This window comes from Campylobacter concisus, assembly GCF_003048445.1.
Lineage (GTDB): Bacteria > Campylobacterota > Campylobacteria > Campylobacterales > Campylobacteraceae > Campylobacter_A > Campylobacter_A concisus_BF.
Genome location: NZ_PIQW01000005.1, coordinates 54,795 through 73,740, shown reverse-complemented (window position 1 = coordinate 73,740; position 18,946 = coordinate 54,795). Strand labels below are relative to the sequence as shown.

The window sequence follows — 18,946 nt, the reverse complement described above, 5'->3', positions numbered from 1 at the left end:
ATCGCAATAGCAAGGCATTATAATATCTATCACTAAACAAAATTTATCCTTAAGTTTAAGTGGAATAATTAAATAAAAAATTACAATTTTTTTATAAACTATTTATAAAGTAAATCATTTTTTACTTTATGGTAAGCCTCTTCGCCAAGCAAATTTTTCACTATAAAAAGCGCAAATTCCATAGAAAAAGCAGGTCCCTTGCCAGTGATGATGTTTTGATCTTTTAGCACGTTTTTATCGCTCACGTAGCCTTTTTTGTCGCTTCTTACATTTTCTTCAAATCCAGGATAGCAAACAAAATACTCTTTAAGCACACGAGCTCGCTCAAGCACCATAGGAGCGGCACAAATGGCACAAATTAGCTTACCCTCTTTATCAAATTTTTGCAAAATTTCTCTTAGTTTGGCGTCATTTGCGAGATTTTCTGCGCCAGGCAGACCTCCTGGAAGCACGATCGCATCATAGCCTAGCTCCTCCACCTCACGAAGCGTGACATCAGCTTTTACACTTATGTTGTGAGCACCTCTGATCTGCGCGTCCTTCAAGCTAGCGATAGATGCTATCGCGCCTGCTCTGCGTAAAACATCGACGGAGGTTAGCGCCTCGATCTCCTCAAAACCATCAGCTAGGATTACGGCTACCTTTTTCATAAAATCGTCCTTTCTCATGTTATCTGTTCGTTAGGATAAATTTTATATAATCAAAGCTTATTTCACAAGAAAGGACAGAGCATGCAAGTAAAAATTATTTACTGCAACTCTTGAAACTATCGTCCGGTAGCTTCTCGTGTAGAAGATGAAATAAAAGCGAACTTTAGTGATGCAAGAGTCGAGTTGGTTGTAGGAGATGGTGGAAATTTCATCGTCGAGGTTGATGGAAACGTTATCTTTTCTAAAAAGGATCGCATCGGAAACGATGAGTCAAGGTTCCCACACGGCGAAGAGATCACAACTCTTATAAACAAATATCTCAAAGAAAAGTCGGCTTAATGCTAACTAGCGGGGCAGGCAACTGCCTCGTTTTATTTTTTGCCTAAATTCCACTCTCTTTTCTTAGTAAATTTATCTCATCTATCACTATTTGCGGCTTGAGATCTTTCATGCAAGCGTGCGTTTTTAGTGGGCAAACTCGCTTCATACAGGGCATGCAAGCTAAATTTAGATGCACTATCTTTGCAAATTTATTGCCCCATGGAGAGGTCTCGCTAAATTTTGTCGGTCCAAAAAGAGCGATCGTTGGCACATGAAAGGCGGCAGCTACGTGCATAGGACCGCTATCGTTTGTGACGAAAATGCCATTTTGTCTAAGCCCAGCTATGCGCTCACAAAGCTCTTTGACACTGGTTTTGCCAGCTAAATTTTGGCAGGCTACGCCATTTTCTTTTAAAATTTGCTCTATTTTCTCGCAAATTTCTTGCTCGCCTTTGCCACCAAAGATAACGATCTCAAACTCATCTTTAAAATTTAGCGCCACTTGTGCAAAATACTCTGGATACCATCTTTTCGCACTTCCGTAGCTCGCACCTGGATTTAGTGCTAGTGTTTTTTTAGCTGAAATTTGAGGTGTAAAATGTAACTTTAGCTGAGTGGAAATTTCGCCCAAGCCAAGGGTATTTTTTACAAAATTTGCATATTTTAGCACCTGATGAAGGACGGTTTTACTCTTTTTAAATATGGCTTTTTTCTTAGCGTTTATAAAAAATAGCAAAAATTTACTAGCAAACGAGCTTCTAAAGCTAAGCGCTAAATCAAATTTGCCAAGATTTTTTGCACTTTTAGCAAGAGATAAAAATCTAAATTTAGCCTTTTTGCTCTCATCAACGACCACTTTTTCGCAGTTTGGATGGTTTTTGTAAAGCTCGCAGGCTACAAATGAGCCAAAAAAAACGATTTGTAAATTCTTCTCATTTTGCACTAAATTTTCGATCGCAGCGCTTGCCATTACGCTATCACCTAGCCAGGTTGGAAGCTCGATAAAAACTCTCATTTTAAAAGACTTTTTATCACTTTAAGAGTGAGCTCGGCGTTTTTTTCGATGCTAAAATTTAGCGAAAGCTGGTAGGCCTTCTCTTGCAGGCTCGCTAAAAGCTGGTGGTTTGCGAGAATTTCATCTATAAACTCCAGCGCGCTCTCGTCGTTTGGATTTTGAAGCACAAATTTATCTTCAAGTATCTCGCCGGCGCCATTTTGAGCCGTCGTAAAGACCACGTTTTTAAAGCTAAGTGCCTCTAGCACGACATTTGAAAATGGTTCATAGTGCGTTGGAAAGATAAAAATATCACTCGCCTCATAAAATTTCGCCGTGCTCTTTTGCTCGCCGACAAAGTAGGCGTTTAACCCAAGTTTTTTAGCTAGGCGTTTGTAGCTTGAGATGTTTTTGTCTTTGCCCACAATGAGCGTATTTACGGGCGTTTTTAGCTTTGAAGCAAGGAGTAAAAACTCTTTTAGCCCCTTTCTTTTAAAGCCATTTCCCACAAAAAGCAGGGTCGCAAGCTCAAATTTAAGTCCGAATTCCTCACAAAGTGCGAGCTTTGCCTCGGCTTTTTGTACCCTTTGGGGTAAATTTACGCCGTTATAAATGGTCGTGATCTTTTCAGGCTCTATGCCGTAAGTCGCGATGATCTGCTCTTTAATGAAATTTGAGTTTGTGATGATCTTTTGGGAGTTTTTAAAGCATTTTTTCTCTAAGTATGGATATACGAAATTTAGAGGATTTAGCCACCAAAAGCTCTTTGTCGCCCTATAAACCTTGTGCACGCCGTCTCCAGCCCTGTAGATATCGGCGCAGCTTACACGCTCTAGGCTAAAGTAAAACTCATCTTCTTTTTTTTGGCGTTTTACTTGGCGGTTAAAATGTAGAGCCTTTTTCCAAGAGGAGACGCCGGTGTCACCAAGATATGAGCGAATCTCAGTTTGGATACCAAGCTCATTTATGGCCTTAACAAGCCTTCTTAAGTATCTTTCAGCACCTCCAACTGCGTTTGGATTAGTTCTTAAAAATACTATTTTTTTCATCGATAACTCCGCCAAAGACATTTTTAAATAATATTAAATTGTTTAATAATACAAAAAAATGCCTTAACCTAAAAATTGGCTTGTTTTAAAATAATCTTAGATATAATTTGCCATTTTAATGAAGGAACATTTTGAAAATTTTACTTATAAGAAATGACAACATAGGTGATTTAATTTGCACTACGCCAGCCATTGAAGCGTTGCGCAAAGCCTACGCTCAGGCTCAGATAGATATCGTAGTAAATAGCTTAAATGCTTGTGTTGTTAAAAACAACCCTTTTTTAAACAAAATATACACATATACAAAGCCAAAGCATGTGAGATCCATTGCCACGAAGGTTAAAGCTTTTTTTGGAAAGTGTAAAATTTTATTTCAAATTTGGCGTGAAAATTATGATGTAGTTGTTATTTTTAGAAGCTCCTATTCGCCATCTGCCGCTATCTTTGCAAGAGTGGCTCGTGCTAAAAAGATAATAGGGGCAGTCAAACAAAACGAAGATAGACATCTCATAACAGATAGGTTACATTTTGATCAGTCCTTACATGAAGCCATGCTATGTTGTCAATGCTTGACACCACTTGGGGTAAATTTTAAAGATGAAAAAACACTTTATGTGCCAAGTGAAAAAAATGAAAAATTTAAAGACTTTGTATTTTTTCATATCTCATCACGAGTAGAACAAAATCGCTTAAGCGAAGGTAAAATCTTAGAAATTTTAGAATTTCTAAAGCAGCGATTTAAAAATATTGCCATTAGTGCAGAAGAAGCCAACTTTGGTAATGACATATCACATAAGGCAGATGTTATTTTTGCTAGAACAAAAAGTTTAGATGAGCTAGCGAGTTATATCTGGGCAGCCAAATTTGTTCTTACTCTTGATGGAGGTGTAGCACATTTAGCCCCAGCGCTTGGTGTAAAGACGATCGTTTTATTTGGAAAAACAAATCCTTTAAGATGGGCGCCAATCTACGGCAGTGGTGAGTGCATAGTCTTACAAAACCCAAACAAAATAGCAGAGGAAATCAAAAATAATGAAATTTTTAACAAAATATTACAGTTTGCTTGAAAATTTAAAATATATATTTTTTATCATTTATCTCTTTTCTTTGCCAGTGGCAAAAGTAGCTTCTATACAGTCTATATCTATGTCATTATTTACTCTCTTGGTTATTGCAACAGAGTATAAAAAATGGAGCTTGAAAGATTTACTAAAAATAAAAGCTCCACTAGCTCTATTTTTTATCATAGCTTTATTGGCGTATATATCACTTTTTTTTACCATAGATATAAATGAAACACTAAAAGAGGTTAATAAGGGTGTTATAAAAAACGCCGCATTTATGATCGTTTTGTTCTATTATTTTATGAATTTAGAATATGACAAAATTAAAATTTATATTTATATATTTTTCTCTTCACTTTTACTGCATTCTATCATAAATATAATAACATGGGCTAATGTTGGCTTTGATTTCCGTTATAGAACTGGCGGGTTATTAGATGGATATATTTACGATGGTGGCGGCGAGAGGTTTGGAATTTGGGCAGTGTATGCTTTTGGATGTGCCATTTCTCTTTTAACATTTAAAAAAAATAAAGCATTTGCGGTTCTTTTTTTAGCAATATCACTAGTTAGCATCATTTCAAACAATACAAGAGCTACTTATATAGGTGTTATATTTGTACTAACAACTGTTTTTTTTATTTTTATACGATCAAATAAAATCAGAATATTGTCTTGTGCATTAGTTGCTATATTTATCTTTGGTTTTTATGAGATTTCTCATCACATATCTCCAGATAGATATAATTTGACACTAATACCAAAATATATTGAGCTTATGAAAAAATCTCCAAAAGAGATGGAATCATATTCAGACATGGGACTAACCATATCTGTTCCAGCTAGGCTAGCCATGTGGAAGTCAGTCCTTATTTATAGACTGCATGAGCCATTTGTGCCGACTGGATATGGTAGATTTTTATATGGAAAAACTATTAGAAAATTAAATAGTGAGCAAGATGTGCCTTTTTCTGATTATTCTCAAGTCCATAATGAATTTTTAGGGATGTTTTTTTCGCTTGGTATATTTGGGCTTCTCGCATTTATTGGAATTTGGATAAGTTATTTAAAAACTAGCATTCAGGTAAGTAAAAATAATGATACGCTTTTAAGGGTATTTGGATACACGATTTTCTTTGGCGGACTTGGTTTTATTGCAAGCTTGCTATTTGGTAGTTTTTTTGGAAGTAGCGAAGCAAAACTTTTCTACCTTACGCTAGGTATGGCACTTGGCATATACTATAAAGAAGGCTCTAAAAACGATGATAAATATACTAGAGCTTGAAAGCTCTCTTGGATTTGGCGGGCAGGAGCACCGCACGCAGCGTGTGATAAATGGACTAGACAAGAGCAAATTTAAAGTTTTTTATGGCCTAAACCCTGGCTCAAAAAGTTTTGAAAAGCAGATAGAGTGTGAATTTGTCGAGTTTAACCTTAAAAAATCTTTTAATATCCTTGAAATTTTAAAAATTTGCAAATTTGTAAAACAAAATAATATAAAAATCATCTCAACTCACTCGGGTAAAGATGGAATTATAGGTGCTATAGTTAGCAAAATAACTGGCGCAAAGGTAGTTCGCACTAGACATTTGCAAACCCCAATTAGGTCGCCATTTAGTTACAACATAAATGATAAGATCGTTGTTGTTTCAAATGCCGTCAAGACTCAGCTTATATCTCAAGGAGTACAAGAAAACCTAATAGAGACTATCTACACTGGAGTTGATACTGAAAAATTTACTCCACATTTTAAAAAAGATATAAGAGACCAGCTTGGCTTGCCTGCAAATTCCATTATAGTGGGCATTGTGGCAGTGTTAAGAGCTGCTAAAAATCACAAAATTTTATTTGAAGCATTTAGTGAGCTAAATTTACAAAATACTTTTTTAGTTGTAGTTGGCGATGGCCCACAATATGAAAATTTGCAGAATATAAAAACTTCAAATATTTTAATGGTTGGCAATAGAGCCGATGTAAGCGATTTCTTAGGTAGCTTTGATCTATTTGTTTTGCCATCAAAAATGGAAGCCCTTGGCACAGCATTGCTTGAGGCTCAGTCTTGTGCGGTGCCTTGCATAGGCAGTGATGTAGGTGGTATTGGCGAGGCGATAAAAGATAATGAAACTGGACTTTTATTTGAGAATGACAACAAAGATTCTTTAAAAAATGCTTTAAAAACTCTTATAGAAGATGCTAAGCTTCGTGCTAAATTTAGTAGAAATGCTAGAGATTTTATAGTAGAGAATTTCTCAATCCAAACAATGGTGAGACAAACGGAAAAAATGTATGAAGCTCTTTGAAAACTTTATGCGTCTAATTTTAAATTTTAAAAGAATACAAAAGACGCAGCTGGTAACCGAGCCTTTTCAAACCATTTGTTTTTTTAGTAACACAGCACTAGGCGATACTATTTTTAACACACCAGTATTTCGAGTGTTTAAGCAAAATTTTCCGCATGTAAAAGTAGTTGCGCTACTAAATCCATCTACAGCCTCACTTTTTAAAACCGATCCAAACATTGATGAAATTTTATTATATGATGGTAAAAAAAGTGGGTTTTTGGATATTTTAAAAAAATTAAAAAAACTATCACCAGATATAGTTTTTATCTTGCACTCAAATGAACCGCAAGCTACTCCACTAGCTGTCCTTAGTGGGGCAAAATATCTATTCAAACTGCCAAATTTAAATAATAAGTTTAGCCCCTTTCACTCAAATGCTCCAGAGCCATATGGAGATGATAGATATGTGGTATTAAACCGTCTAGAACAGCTTAAATTTATAGGTATTCAAAGTCGTGACACGCGTCTAAATTTATATCTTGAGGCAAGTGATTTTACTAATGTTGATGAGGTGCTAAAAGGCCATGAGGGCCGTAAAATTGTCGGTTTTCAAATGGGTGCTAGCACTATTTCTAGGCAGTGGTTTATAGATAAGTGGGAAAAACTTGCAAGGCTTGTTTTGCAAGATAGAAATGCTATCATAGTCTTAACAGGAAGTCCTGCTGAGCGTGCCATGACTAAGCAGCTAGAAGAAAGGATAAATGATTCTCGTCTTTTAAACCTTGCTGGTAAATTTAATATTAGAGAAGCAGCTGCACTAATTTCAAGGCTAAATATACTAATCACGCCAGATACTGGTCCTTTGCATGTCGCAGCAGCCCTAAAAACTCCAACTATTGGTCTTTTTGCGGTGGCATCACCTATAAATTCAAATCCAGATTTTGATATAGATATTCATAAATTTATTAAAAAACCACGCACTTGCTCTCCATGTGTAGGCAAAAAGTGTAAATTTCAAAAATGTATGTTGCAAATTGATGAAAAAGAGGTTTATGATATGCTCAAGGAAATGATTTGAAAAAAATTTTGTTTGTGGATACTGGACATGAATATGGTGGCGGAACAAAGAGCTTTTTATATCTCTTAGAAGGTCTAGAAAAATACAAGAAATATCAATTTAGTGTTTTTTTTGAAAATGACTATAAAGTTGGTGAGCAAAATATATCTGAAATAATCAATAATCTTGGCGTGAACTTTATAAAATTTACGCCAAAGAGGCAGCCAACAAAAATAATAAAAGAGCTACTGCGTATATTTAACAAAGAAACTTTAGCTAAATACCTTTATCAAAAAGATTACAAATATGCCATCGCTATGCTTTCAAATGAAAAACCAGACATAATTCATCTAAATAATCACTTTTCAACAAATCTTGCCTACATCGAAGCTGCAAATGTTTTAGGCATTAAAGTCATACAGCATTTACGAAAAAATTCTCTCATAGAGCCGTTTAAGCTTAAAATTTTAAATAAACAAAAATTTATACCTATTTGCGTTTCAAACTCAACTTATGAATTTTATGCCAAACAGATAGAAATACAAAAAAACATCATATATAATCCAGTGATAGTTAATAACGAAGCAACTGTTATAGACAATATAAAATTTGATAAAAATAAGATCAATATAATAATGCCTGCAAATTTTCTAACACTCAAAGGACATGAGCTGGTCTTTGATACGCTAACTATTTTAAAAAGAGATGATGTCGATGTTTATTTTGCAGGCAGTGGAGAGCTCACACCTGGCGCAAAAGAGAAATTTGACATGCTAATAAGATCAGGTAAAGTACAATATTTGGGATTTGTGCAACAAATGGGAGAAATTTATAAAAATTGTGACTACGTACTAGGCTTTTCAAGCAATGAAGGATTGCCAAGGGTTGTCATAGAAGGACTTAGTTGTGGACTTGGCGTTATTTACTCAAATATACCAGTTATAAGAGAAATGTATAATATATCATCAAAAAAAGAAGATTTTTTCATAGTCCAAAGAGACCCAATGTCGCTTTTAAAATGTCTTGAAAATTTAACTAAACCAAGCTCAAAGGCGCCAGATAGTGCAGTCATTGATACTTTTAGTTTGGATAATTATATTCGCAGCGTTGATGCGATATATAGTGATCTTTGACAAATCGTTCAATCTTTTCTAGATCATCTTTGCTGAGCTCAAAAAAGGAACTTGCATCTATATTTCTAACAGTTTTAAACACCGAACTAATCGGGGATAAAGCAGAATTTATAACAAGCGAATCAAATACTCCCCTTTGCTCACTAGCAAAGCATGGACCCATTAAACATATCGTTGGAGTGTGCACGCTGTCAGCCACATAGTAGTTTCCAGTATCAGAGCTTACGTATATCTGCATCTGTGATAGATAAAACGGAAGTTCTTCAAGTTTGATCTTATCTATCATCGATATAAATTTTAATCCCTCAAAACTATTTCTTTCATTACTTTCTAAAATTAGTTTTTCCAGTAGTTTAGCCTCATCGCCAACGCCAAAAACATAAATTTCACAGTCAAATTTAGAGAAAATTTTTAAGATCTTCTTCCAAGTTTGATTAGGTGGCGTTTTCATTTTATTGCCAGCACTAAGACTTATACCTATCTTAAATTTATCACTTTTGATAATATTTTCTGATGGCACTAGTAGAGGTTTTTGTAGTTGTTTTTCAAATTTTAATTCATTAACGTTTATCATCTTTAGATATGTTGATAGTGTTAAGTCATTTAATGTATGTGAAATTTTTTTCATACCAAAAGCTAGCAGTTTAAAGCTACTAGAAGTAGCGTAATGTTTGATAGTTACTATGTTTTTGGATAAAGTGCAACGTGCCAAGAAAAGATTTAGACTATTTGGCATAAGAACATAAACATCTTTATAGTTTTGTTTAAAAAGTGCAAATGCCAGTCTTAGTTTGGAAGTTTTTTTCTTTTTTATATCATTTATTATAAAAATTTTATCTATCCTATTGTCATGTTTGGCAAAAGCAACATTTATCTCATCAAGCAATATATCAAATTTAGCCAAAGGCCCAAAAATAACAGTAGAATTTGCATAGTCGCCGATCTTGGCAGTTTGTATGATTAAAATTTTATCAGATGGTTTTCTAAAAAAACTTATAAATTTAAATATGGGATAAAAAAGTATGTATTGTAAAAGGTAAAACAAAATAAATTCCTTTAGTTTGATTTAAGGCGTATTTTACACAGTTTTTAATAAATAGGTTGTTAGAATACAAAAATAAAAAATGAAATTTTGTAAAAGGCAAAAATGAGCGTACCAGTTTTGATGTATCACCACGTACTTGAAAAGAGCGGTTTTATCGCTAGTAGCGTGGATGAGTTTAGATCGCATATGAAATTTCTAGCCGAAAATGGCTATAAAACTTTAAGTATAAATGAATTTATCGCATACAAAAAAGGCGAGCTTGAAGTGCCTAAAAAGAGCGTTTGCATAACATTTGATGATGGCTGGATGGACAACTACATCTATGCCTATCATATCGTGAAAGAATTTGGACTAAAAGCAAATATGTTTATAGTTACTGGCTGGATAGAAGCAGCACAAAAGGCCCATGAGATAAGTCGTGGAACCTTCTTAAATGGCAGCCATAGTGAGTGCAAAAAAGTGGCTCCGAGCAGACCGCAAGACGTGATCTTAAATTTAGAGCTGATCGAGAAGATGAGCGACTGTTTTAGCTTTCACTCGCATACGCATGGGCATTTTGATGGATATTTTGGGCAGCTTAGCTTGGATGAGGAATTTGGTCTTTGTCGTGAGTTTATGAAGAAAAACTTTGGTTTTGAGGATGAAGCACTTTGCTGGCCAAGGGGTAAATATAATGATGAGTATATAAATGCTGCTAAAAAGCATGGCTACAGCGCATTTTTCACAACAAAACGCGGCATAAACAGAGCTGATGATAATTTAGAGGAGATAAAACGCATAGTGACAAAGCGCGATGAAAAATGGCTTAAAAAGACTATGTTTATCTATCAAAATGACTTTTTGGGCTCGATATATGCTTTTCTTAGAAGTTAAAACCAACAAAACATTATTAAATTTTTCAATTAATTAGTGAGATCAAAAAAGATAAAGAATTCCTTTTGACCTCAAAATATAGTTATTCTTGTTTTTGTTATTTGAAATGTCAATATCTTTTACCTTAAATTTATCATCTCCAATTCAAAAGCCAAAATTTCTTTTTTATAGTGTTTTCTGGGATGTTTTTTATAAACTGTTCGCTTAAAACATGCCAAGTAAAATTTAGAAACATTCTTGAATGTGCTACCATTGCACCATACTTCTTTATTTTTTCTTTTTTCTTTTCATAAATTATTTTATTTTGTGAATTATCTTTGTTTAATGAGTGATATAAGGCTTTAAGCCCAAGCGTGAGACAAAAATTATCCTAAAGTCATCTTTGTGGCTTAGTTTTATAGTTCGCCATAAATTTTAATGTGTCTTCATAAAAGATATGATCTAAGTCTGTGATTATTAATTTATCACTTTTTGCGCTTAGAACTCCTAAATTTCTTGCTCCACTTTGGTTCCATTTTATGTCTTCATTGATTTTTATCCAGCGTAAATTTAGATTAAAATCTGGTATTTTATATTTTAATGGTGAGCCGTCATCTATTATGACAAATTCCATAATATCTAGCAATTCTGGGTCATATTTTACATAGGCATTTAATAAATTTATAACAGAGTTTATATCATTTTGATCGCAATAAAAATGCATAACATAGCTAAGCTTTATATAAAAGCGATTTTTAGTTGCAAAGTACGATGGGGCTTAATAGGAAGCTTTATTTTTATCCTTTTAAAATTTGGCTTATCCTCTCTTTTATCTCTGGCATTTCATCGCTAAAATCCATTAAAGTATTCTCAACGCCGTGCTCTTTTATGCCCTCTTTGTCGCAAGGCACAAAGTCCAAATCTTTTTGATATACGATGTGTTTGCCCATGCTTTGGATGCCGTTTTGCGCTGTGTAGCCATTTTGCATCAAGCTATTATCCCATGGTCCCCATTCAAAAGCTCCACTTGGCCCAAAAAAGGCGATCACTGGCACGTCATTTGCTGCAGCTATGTGCATGATCGCAGTATCGACGCCGATAAAGAGACTTGAGCGCTTTGAGAGGGCTATCGTTTGTTTTAGGCTTAGCTTGCCACCTAAATTTATAGGCTCACTTTTGCAAATTTTTAGCACGCTTGCAAGCTTATTTAGCTCATTTTCTTTGTTATCGCTTGTTAGCACGACTTTTACATTTAGCTCATTTTCGCAGTAGTCTATAAGCTCTGACATGCTATCGTCGTTTGCGCATTTAAACATCCAGCGACTTGTTAGATGTACATGCACAAAGCGCTTTGGTAAATTTAGATGCTCCACGCTCTCGTCTGAAAAAACGCTCACTTTTTTGCTAACCGGCTCAAAGCCCAAAGCCCTTAGCGCGTTTAAATTTAGATCAACCGTGTGGGAGAAATTTTCGTAGTATTTTGCCTTTACGCTTAAAAGCTTGTTTATCGCCTTGTGCTTGCCTAAAAAGCCGACTATCTTTTTGATCTTGGCGTACTTTGAGATGATGACGCCGCGGTCTCCAGTGGTCGTTTGCACCGCCATATCGTATTTCTCTTTTTTGATCGCTCTTATAAATTTTAGCTCGGTCATTAGCTTTTTAAAAAAACCAGAATTTGCACTTTGCCTATCGTAAATGTGGATTTTATTTATATAAGGATTGCCTTCTATCATCGCTTCTGTCCCTTTGTTTAGGGCAAAGTCGATGGTTGCCTCTGGGTAGTAGTGGTGCAAATTTTCAATGAGTGGCGTTGTCAAAAGCACGTCGCCGATGTTTCTAAATTTAATCACAAGTATTTTCATTTTATATATTTCCAAAATGTGTACTGGGCGTAAAGTCTAGCGATAACGTAGCCCGTAAGCCCCTCTTTAAAGCCACCTTTTAGCACATAAAGCTTAAAAAATGTCCAAGCTGGGCTTGTAAGCGCCTTTAGCAAATTTCTTTTTGCGCCCATGCTTGAGTAGCGATTTTGCTTGGCGATAAACTGCTCGATGCTCTCATACGCGTAGTGTAAGAAGTGATTTTTAAGCGCGCCAAGCCTTTGTGAGCCGTCATTTAAAACAACCTTTTCATGCACAGCTCTGCCATCAAATTTGGCAAAATTTTTATTAAAAAGTCTCACCGTGTAGTCTGGATATAGTCCCATGTTTTTTATCGCTTTGCCAAAGAAAAAATTTAGCCTAGCAACGTTATAAGCCATAAATTTAGGCTCTTTTAGCGTATCTATGATCTCATTTTTAAGCTCGTCTGTAATCACCTCGTCGCTATCAAGCACAAAGACCCACTCGTTTTTGGCTAGATCCACGCCCTTTTGCTTTTGCGCGCCAAATCCAAGCCAAGCTTGCTCGTGAAATTTCACGTTACTAAAGCCATCACAAATTTGCCTTGTGCCATCTTTTGAGCCGCTATCAACCATGATGATCTCATCAGCAAATTTAGCGCTCTCTAGCACCTCTTTTAGGTACTTTTCGCTATTAAAAGTCAAAATGACAACACTTAGCATTTGTACTCATTTTCGTAAAATCTCTTAAACCTTTGGTGAAACCAAAAGTACTCCTCAGGCCTTGCTCTAACCATCTCTTCGCACGCACTGCACTGCATCTGCGTCGCTTTTTGCACGGCATCTTCTTTGTCAAATGTGCTTATATCTATTGGCTCTTCAAAGCAAATTTCATTTAAATTTTCACCTTTTTGGTAGATAAATGCGTTTATGATAAGGGCATTTGTCTTTTGCGCTAGCACACTTGCAGCTGGCGTGTGAAGCACATCTTTGCCAAAAAACTGCACCTTTATGCCATCTTTTGGCGCTGTGTTTTGATCGACTAAAATTCCTACTATTCGCCTAGCTTTCAGCGCTTTTAAGATATCTTTTGCGCCGCCATCTTTGTCGATTAGCTCCACGTCAAACTGCGCTCTATTTGCCCTTAAAATTTTATCCATGACGCTGCTATCAAGCTTTCTGCCAAGCACTGAAGATGGCCCAAAATGCGCTGCAACAGCTAGAGGAAATATCTCCCACTGCCCAAAGTGCGCCGTTGTGACGATGATAGGCCGACCAGACTTCATCGCATCAAGCAAAAAGTGCTCATTTTTAAAAACAACTTGCTTAAGTATCTTTTGCTTTGTCGTGTTTTGATTAAGGATGAAATTTATACCAAGATATTTTGCAAAGTTGTAGTAGCATTTTTTGGCGATCTCTAGCTTTTCTTCTTTGCTCTTTGTTTCGCCAAATGCAAGGTCTAAATTTGTCATTACGATGTGAAATCTCTTTTTTTTAAGCTTCATAAACGCAAATGCTAAAAATTTAGCAAGCATATTTTGAAGCGAGCTTGGCAATATAAATATAAGAAATTTCAAGGTATAAAAGCCAGCTAGATATAGCCTATCCATTTAGCAGCCTTTTTGCGAAATTTGCAACCGTTTCAGGGTAAATTTCTCTTATGCAAAAGTCGTTTTTATCGATACTTCTAGCATCTATTTGCTTGCCCATATCAACAACTAAGTTTTTGTCCGTGACGTAAGCATTGCGGTGGCTTGGTCGGTTGCCAAAAAGCGTGATAGAAGGCCTATTTACAGCCCATGCAAGGTGCGTTAGACCGCTATCGTTACCGATTACCAGATCGCAGCTCGCGATGTAATCTATCATATCTTTTATGCTTAGTTTTTCAAGCAGTTTTGCAGAAGTGCCTGAAATGATCGCCTCAGCCCTTGTTTTTTCGCTCTCACTCCCGTAGCAAAGGTAAATTTCACAACCTTCAAGCAGTCTGATCACATCTTTAAATTTGTCATAAATTTTACTCTCTTCACTTGCAAAAGCAGCGATTAATACGCGTTTTTTGCCGCTTTCATTTTTAAATTTTCCCACTATTTCAAAGCAGGGCGATTTTTTTAAAATTTCATCTCTATTAAAGCCAAAATTTAGAGCGTATCCAACGAGGCTTAGGTTTCTAACTATGATATTTTCGTTGTAGTCGATCTTAAATTTATGCCTATAAAGCCTGGCTGCGATCTTTTCTTTGACGCTCTCTCTGCTAAAGCCATAAATTTCTTTGCCAAGTAGTTTTGCGACGACGGCTGATTTGAAAAGTCCCTGCAGGTCGATGATCTTGTCAAATTTGCCAAGCGTTTTTATGATCTTGTAGCTCTTTTTAAAACTCTCTTTAAGCGGCAAAATGACTAACTCGTCGATAAGCGGATGATCTTTTAAAAGGCTTGCAAAACGGGCATCAACTAGCCATGTGATGTGAGCATTTGGGCAATGCTTTTTAATAAACTGAAGCACAATGGCTGCGTGCACGATGTCCCCAAGAGCGGAGAGCTTGACTATGGCTATTTTTAGCTGATTTTTATCTTGCATTGGCTACTTTAAATATAAATTTTTGGTATGATTTTAAAAAAAAATGCTTAAAAAAGGGCTAAAATGGCGAAAAGTTACATCTGCGTCTTTGACTGTGAGACGATACCTGATGCAAATTTGATAAGAAAAATTTACGGCATTGACGGGAGCGACGAAGATGTGAGCGTGCAGGCGATGGCCTTGCAAAAAGAGGCTAGTGGGAGTGAGTTTTTGCCTGTGATGTTTCATAGAGTGGTCGCGATCTCTGCGGTGATGGCCGATGAATACGGCAAATTTTTAAAAGTTAGCACGATGGAGGGCAAGGATGAGCGCGAGATCATCGCTAAATTTTTAAAATTTATAAATGACTACAACCCAAGGCTTGTTAGCTTTAATGGCCGTGGCTTTGACCTGCCAATGCTTATGGTGCGTGCGATGCGCTACAACCTAAACGCGGCGGCATATTATGAGAGCGAGAACAAAGAGCTAAATAAAAACAAATGGGAAAATTATAGAGCAAGGTATTCGCCTAAATTTCACCTTGATCTGCTTGATTTTATAAGCGATTTTGGAAGCGTAAGAGGGCTAAAGCTTGATACACTTTGTGCTAGCTTAAATTTACCTGGCAAGTACGACGTGCACGGCGATCAGGTGCTTGAGCTATACTACGCAGGCGAGCTTGATAAGATAAACGAATACTGCGAAAGCGATGTGCTTAACACCTACTGGCTATTTTTGAAATTTGAACTTTTGCAGGCAAATATCTTGCAAGAAGACTACATAAATCACCTAAACGTGATGAGCGAATTTTTAGCCAAAAACTGCGCTCACAGGGGATATAGTGAGGTCTTTTGCTCTGCGATAAGCGACGAGCTAGCAAGGCTTAGCGGACAGCTAGACTATGAGATAAAAGTAGATAAAGAGGCTTTGGAATTTAGCGAATTTGATGATGTAAGGCCGATTAGCAAAGAGGAGCTAAACCGCGATATGCTAGGCGGTTTGCTTAAAAAAGCAAGCGATCTAAAGCCAAAAGAGCCAAAGAGCAAGACACTTTTTGAAGAGAAAGTGCCTGAGATAAATTTAGACGACGAATAAGTCAAAATGAAAGGAAAAATATGAAAATTTTAGTAACTGGAACAGCTGGATTTATAGGATTTCACCTTGCAAATGCCCTTGTGGCGCGTGGGGATGAGGTCGTTGGATATGACGTGATAAATGACTATTACGACGTAAATTTAAAGCTTGCACGCCTAAAAACGGCAGGCTTTGACGTGAGCGAGATAGACTACGGCAAGCTTATCACCTCAAAAACTCATCCAAATTTAAAATTTATAAAAGCAGACCTTGCTGATGAAAAGACGATGAAAGAGCTTTTTGAGAAGGAGAAATTTGACGTAGTGGTAAATTTAGCCGCACAAGCTGGCGTTCGCTACTCGCTCATAAATCCAAAAGCCTACATCGACAGCAACATCACAGGCTTTATGAACATCCTCGAGTGCTGCCGCCACAATGAGATCAAAAATTTAGTCTATGCAAGCTCTAGCTCGGTTTATGGCTTAAATGAAAACATGCCATTTTCTACGCACGAGGGGGTAAATCACCCTATAAGCCTCTACGCAGCGACTAAAAAGAGCAACGAGATGATGGCGCACACTTATAGCCATCTATTTAACGTGCCGACGACTGGACTTCGCTTTTTTACGGTTTATGGACCATGGGGACGCCCTGATATGGCGCTATTTTTGTTCGTTGATGCCGCACTTAAAGATAAAACCATCGACGTCTTTAACTACGGCAAGATGAAGCGCGACTTTACCTACGTGGACGACATCGTAAAGGGCATCATCAAGTGCATCGACAACCCAGCTAAGCCAAACCAAGCTTGGGACGCAAAGCACCCAGACCCTGCCACCTCAAAGGCGCCGTTTAAGGTCTATAATATCGGCAACAACAGCCCAGTCGAGCTCATGGACTACATCAAGGCAGTTGAGATAAAGATCGGCCGTGAGATCAAGAAAAATTTTCTCCCACTTCAAGCAGGCGACGTCCCAGCGACCTTCGCGGACGTGAGCGACTTGGTGGCTGACTTTGACTACAAGCCAAATACAAAGGTAAATGACGGCGTGGCTAAATTTGTCGAGTGGTATAGCGAGTTTTACGGCATAAAAATTTGAAATTTCTAGCCGTTTTCTTAGCGTTTTGCCTTAGCTTTGCTTTTGGAGCAGGGCAGGGCAAGCTTGAGCTGCTGCGACTTAGCGAGTATAAAGATCAAAACGTCTCAGGCTGGCTAGCTAGCGAGAAGCTTGATGGCGTGCGTGCCTACTGGGACGGAGAAATTTTGCTCTCAAGGCAGGGCAAAAAGCTAAATGCACCGCAAAGTTTTACTAAAAATTTCCCAAAATTTGCACTTGATGGCGAGCTTTACGCAAAAGGGCTTAAATTTGAAGAAATTCAAGCAAGTGTGATGGATAAGCTGCCAGATGAAAAGGCGTGGAACAGGCTTAAATTTCACGTTTTTGACGTGCCAGAGGCGAGTGGTGGCTTGCTTGATAGGCTTGAAGTTTTGGCTAAATTTCTAAAAAATGAGCCAAATGACAATTTAATCATCATAAAACAGATAAAGATGCGTGATAACGCTCAGTTTTTAAAATTTACTGAAAGTATTATCGCAAAAGGCGGCGAAGGAGCTGTGGTGCGTGAGCCAAATGCGCCTTATGAGCGAAAGCGAAGTAAAAATGCGCTCAAATTTAAGAAATTTAAAGACGCCGAGTGTGAGGTTATCGCCGTAAATAAAGGCAGCGGCAAATACGCCAATCTTGCTGGCTCGCTTACCTGCAAGGCGCTTGGCGGCAAAAATGACAAAGAAAGAGCTGGCGAGCCAAAAGAGGGCACTATCTTTAAAATAGGCTCAGGGCTAAGCGATAAAAACCGTCAAGAGCCTCCAAAGATAGGCTCTATCATCACATATAAATTTCAAAATTTAACGACTAATGGCAAGCCAAGATTTCCCATATTTTTAAGGATTAGAGAGGATTAAATTTCGTCCGCGATCTCTTTTAATGCCCTAAAAGAGTCAAGCTGCACCCTTTCATCAAAAATAAAGCTTTGAGCCATGATCTCATTGACTTCAAGTCTATTTTGAAACTCTAAAATTTGCTCTTTAACGCTTTGCTTTGAGCCTATAAAAGAGCACGCCATCATCTCTTCTGTGACGATTCTTTCTCTATTTTTTAGCTCTATTTGCCTAAAGTCGATCGGCCCAAAATGCGGAGTCTGTGCGCCTGCCTTGCCACTTATGGCAAATACTTCGTCGTTATCCTTTTTTGGTGGCTGCAAATACTCTTTTTCGCCAGTTACTACGTTTAAGAAAAACTGCGTTTGCGTGGTTGCCAAACTCTTCGCTAGCTCGTCACTTTGGGCTATTATCACATTTGCCCCTGCGATGACATAGGGTGCTTTTAAAAAGGGTGATGGTTTGAAATTTTGACGATAAATTTCTACCGCTTTTTCTAGCGCACGTGGTGCAAAGTGCGACGCAAAGGCGTAAGGCAGACCAAACTCAGCCGCCACGTATGCGCTATATATGCTTGAGCCAAGTATGTAAATAGGCGGAAATTTTTCAATTTTTGGATAGGCTTTTACGGCTCTTTTGGCGTTAAAATAGTCCATTAGTTCGTTTATTTGCATATCAAATTCTATCTCTCTTGCGCCTCGTCTAAGCACTGCAGCTGTCTCTTGGTCAGTCCCTGGAGCTCTGCCTAGCCCAAGATCGACTCGGTTTGGAAATAGCGTCTCAAGAGTGGCGTACTGCTCGGCGATGGAGTAGGGGCTGTGGTTTGGTAGCATCACGCCGCCAGAGCCCACGCGAAGGCTTTTGGTATGCTCTAAGATGTGTGCGATGATGAGCTGCGTGGCTGAGCTAGCTAAATTTTGCATATTGTGATGCTCTGCGACCCAGTAGCGCTTTATGCCGATATCCTCGGCAAATTTAGCCAGTCTGATGGCCGCATCTATGGCTTCTTTTGCGTCACTGCCTTGTTTTATCGGTAGTAAATTTAAGATTGAGACATTCATTTTTATCCTTTTTTGTAGATGAGGGATTA

Annotated in this window: 20 protein-coding genes; 10 read left to right on the top strand and 10 right to left on the bottom strand. The window is 37.4% G+C overall.

Features of this window, described 5'->3' with window-relative positions:
- Nucleotides 1–98 precede the first annotated feature (98 nt).
- Entirely contained in the window at nt 99–650 is a 552-nt protein-coding gene (locus tag CVT14_RS04180) for a DJ-1 family glyoxalase III (RefSeq protein WP_021088630.1), read from the bottom strand.
- A gap of 81 nt (nt 651–731) precedes the next feature.
- Here CVT14_RS04180 and CVT14_RS04175 point away from each other — a divergent pair, with 81 nt between their 5' ends.
- A complete protein-coding gene (locus tag CVT14_RS04175; protein ID WP_257639680.1) occupies nt 732–989 on the top strand; it encodes a SelT/SelW/SelH family (seleno)protein in 258 nt (85 codons plus the stop codon).
- 43 nt (nt 990–1,032) lie between these two features.
- Here CVT14_RS04175 and waaF read toward each other — a convergent pair whose 3' ends face one another.
- Complete coding sequence (gene waaF, locus CVT14_RS04170; protein WP_035169677.1) at nt 1,033–1,986, bottom strand: lipopolysaccharide heptosyltransferase II; 954 nt, start codon at nt 1,984–1,986, stop codon at nt 1,033–1,035.
- Nucleotides 1,983–3,014, bottom strand: a complete 1,032-nt coding sequence (locus CVT14_RS04165; protein WP_021088661.1) for a glycosyltransferase family 4 protein — start codon at nt 3,012–3,014, stop codon at nt 1,983–1,985. Before CVT14_RS04165 ends, waaF begins: the two co-directional genes overlap by 4 nt.
- 131 nt (nt 3,015–3,145) lie before the next feature.
- Between CVT14_RS04165 and CVT14_RS04160 the strand changes: the two genes are divergently transcribed.
- From CVT14_RS04160 to CVT14_RS04140, 5 genes are read left to right on the top strand one after another with little or no spacing between them, the layout of a single operon-like run.
- On the top strand, nt 3,146–4,081 hold the full coding sequence (locus tag CVT14_RS04160) for a glycosyltransferase family 9 protein (protein WP_021088591.1): 936 nt from the start codon (nt 3,146–3,148) through the stop codon (nt 4,079–4,081).
- Nucleotides 4,047–5,363 (top strand): O-antigen ligase family protein, encoded by a 1,317-nt coding sequence (locus CVT14_RS04155; protein ID WP_021088628.1) that lies wholly within the window; start codon nt 4,047–4,049, stop codon nt 5,361–5,363. The genes CVT14_RS04160 and CVT14_RS04155 overlap by 35 nt, the downstream gene beginning before the upstream one ends.
- Nucleotides 5,341–6,378: a glycosyltransferase gene (locus CVT14_RS04150; protein ID WP_107849782.1), complete on the top strand. Its 1,038-nt coding sequence runs from the start codon at nt 5,341–5,343 to the stop codon at nt 6,376–6,378. The genes CVT14_RS04155 and CVT14_RS04150 overlap by 23 nt, the downstream gene beginning before the upstream one ends.
- Nucleotides 6,365–7,438, top strand: coding sequence for a glycosyltransferase family 9 protein (locus tag CVT14_RS04145; RefSeq protein ID WP_107849781.1), 1,074 nt, complete (start codon nt 6,365–6,367; stop codon nt 7,436–7,438). Before CVT14_RS04150 ends, CVT14_RS04145 begins: the two co-directional genes overlap by 14 nt.
- On the top strand, nt 7,435–8,550 hold the full coding sequence (locus CVT14_RS04140) for a glycosyltransferase family 4 protein (protein ID WP_107849780.1): 1,116 nt from the start codon (nt 7,435–7,437) through the stop codon (nt 8,548–8,550). The genes CVT14_RS04145 and CVT14_RS04140 overlap by 4 nt, the downstream gene beginning before the upstream one ends.
- On the opposite strand, the gene CVT14_RS04135 is transcribed toward CVT14_RS04140, so the two are convergent.
- Nucleotides 8,498–9,595 carry a glycosyltransferase family 9 protein gene (locus CVT14_RS04135; protein WP_107849779.1) on the bottom strand — a complete coding sequence of 366 codons (1,098 nt, stop codon included), beginning with the start codon at nt 9,593–9,595 and terminating at the stop codon, nt 8,498–8,500. The two genes, CVT14_RS04140 and CVT14_RS04135, sit on opposite strands and share 53 nt — an antisense overlap.
- A 102-nt stretch (nt 9,596–9,697) precedes the next feature.
- Between CVT14_RS04135 and CVT14_RS04130 the strand changes: the two genes are divergently transcribed.
- Nucleotides 9,698–10,468, top strand: a complete 771-nt coding sequence (locus tag CVT14_RS04130) for a polysaccharide deacetylase family protein (RefSeq protein WP_107849778.1) — start codon at nt 9,698–9,700, stop codon at nt 10,466–10,468.
- A 376-nt stretch (nt 10,469–10,844) separates the two neighbouring features.
- Here CVT14_RS04130 and CVT14_RS10815 read toward each other — a convergent pair whose 3' ends face one another.
- The 5 genes from CVT14_RS10815 to waaC all read right to left on the bottom strand — a co-directional run bounded on the left by CVT14_RS10815 (nt 10,845) and on the right by waaC (nt 14,864).
- The gene (locus tag CVT14_RS10815) at nt 10,845–11,171 is read right to left on the bottom strand and encodes a glycosyltransferase (protein ID WP_021088593.1); all 327 of its coding nucleotides are present in this window, start codon (nt 11,169–11,171) and stop codon (nt 10,845–10,847) included.
- A gap of 73 nt (nt 11,172–11,244) precedes the next feature.
- Nucleotides 11,245–12,309 carry a putative lipopolysaccharide heptosyltransferase III gene (gene rfaQ / locus CVT14_RS04120; protein ID WP_021088653.1) on the bottom strand — a complete coding sequence of 355 codons (1,065 nt, stop codon included), beginning with the start codon at nt 12,307–12,309 and terminating at the stop codon, nt 11,245–11,247.
- The gene (locus tag CVT14_RS04115) at nt 12,306–13,010 is read right to left on the bottom strand and encodes a glycosyltransferase family 2 protein (RefSeq protein ID WP_021088645.1); all 705 of its coding nucleotides are present in this window, start codon (nt 13,008–13,010) and stop codon (nt 12,306–12,308) included. Before CVT14_RS04115 ends, rfaQ begins: the two co-directional genes overlap by 4 nt.
- Nucleotides 13,004–13,897, bottom strand: a complete 894-nt coding sequence (locus tag CVT14_RS04110) for a lipid A biosynthesis lauroyl acyltransferase (protein ID WP_107849777.1) — start codon at nt 13,895–13,897, stop codon at nt 13,004–13,006. Before CVT14_RS04110 ends, CVT14_RS04115 begins: the two co-directional genes overlap by 7 nt.
- A complete protein-coding gene (gene waaC / locus CVT14_RS04105; protein ID WP_107849776.1) occupies nt 13,890–14,864 on the bottom strand; it encodes a lipopolysaccharide heptosyltransferase I in 975 nt (324 codons plus the stop codon). The genes CVT14_RS04110 and waaC overlap by 8 nt, the downstream gene beginning before the upstream one ends.
- Before the next feature lie 63 nt (nt 14,865–14,927).
- Here waaC and CVT14_RS04100 point away from each other — a divergent pair, with 63 nt between their 5' ends.
- From CVT14_RS04100 to CVT14_RS04090, 3 genes are read left to right on the top strand one after another with little or no spacing between them, the layout of a single operon-like run.
- On the top strand, nt 14,928–15,938 hold the full coding sequence (locus CVT14_RS04100; protein WP_103596306.1) for a 3'-5' exonuclease: 1,011 nt from the start codon (nt 14,928–14,930) through the stop codon (nt 15,936–15,938).
- Nucleotides 15,939–15,958: 20 nt separating this feature from the next.
- The gene (locus CVT14_RS04095; protein ID WP_107849775.1) at nt 15,959–17,017 is read left to right on the top strand and encodes an NAD-dependent epimerase; all 1,059 of its coding nucleotides are present in this window, start codon (nt 15,959–15,961) and stop codon (nt 17,015–17,017) included.
- Nucleotides 17,014–17,880, top strand: coding sequence for a DNA ligase (locus tag CVT14_RS04090; RefSeq protein WP_021088580.1), 867 nt, complete (start codon nt 17,014–17,016; stop codon nt 17,878–17,880). Before CVT14_RS04095 ends, CVT14_RS04090 begins: the two co-directional genes overlap by 4 nt.
- Here CVT14_RS04090 and CVT14_RS04085 read toward each other — a convergent pair.
- The gene (locus CVT14_RS04085) at nt 17,877–18,917 is read right to left on the bottom strand and encodes an LLM class flavin-dependent oxidoreductase (RefSeq protein ID WP_021088688.1); all 1,041 of its coding nucleotides are present in this window, start codon (nt 18,915–18,917) and stop codon (nt 17,877–17,879) included. The two genes, CVT14_RS04090 and CVT14_RS04085, sit on opposite strands and share 4 nt — an antisense overlap.
- Nucleotides 18,918–18,946: the final 29 nt, after the last annotated feature.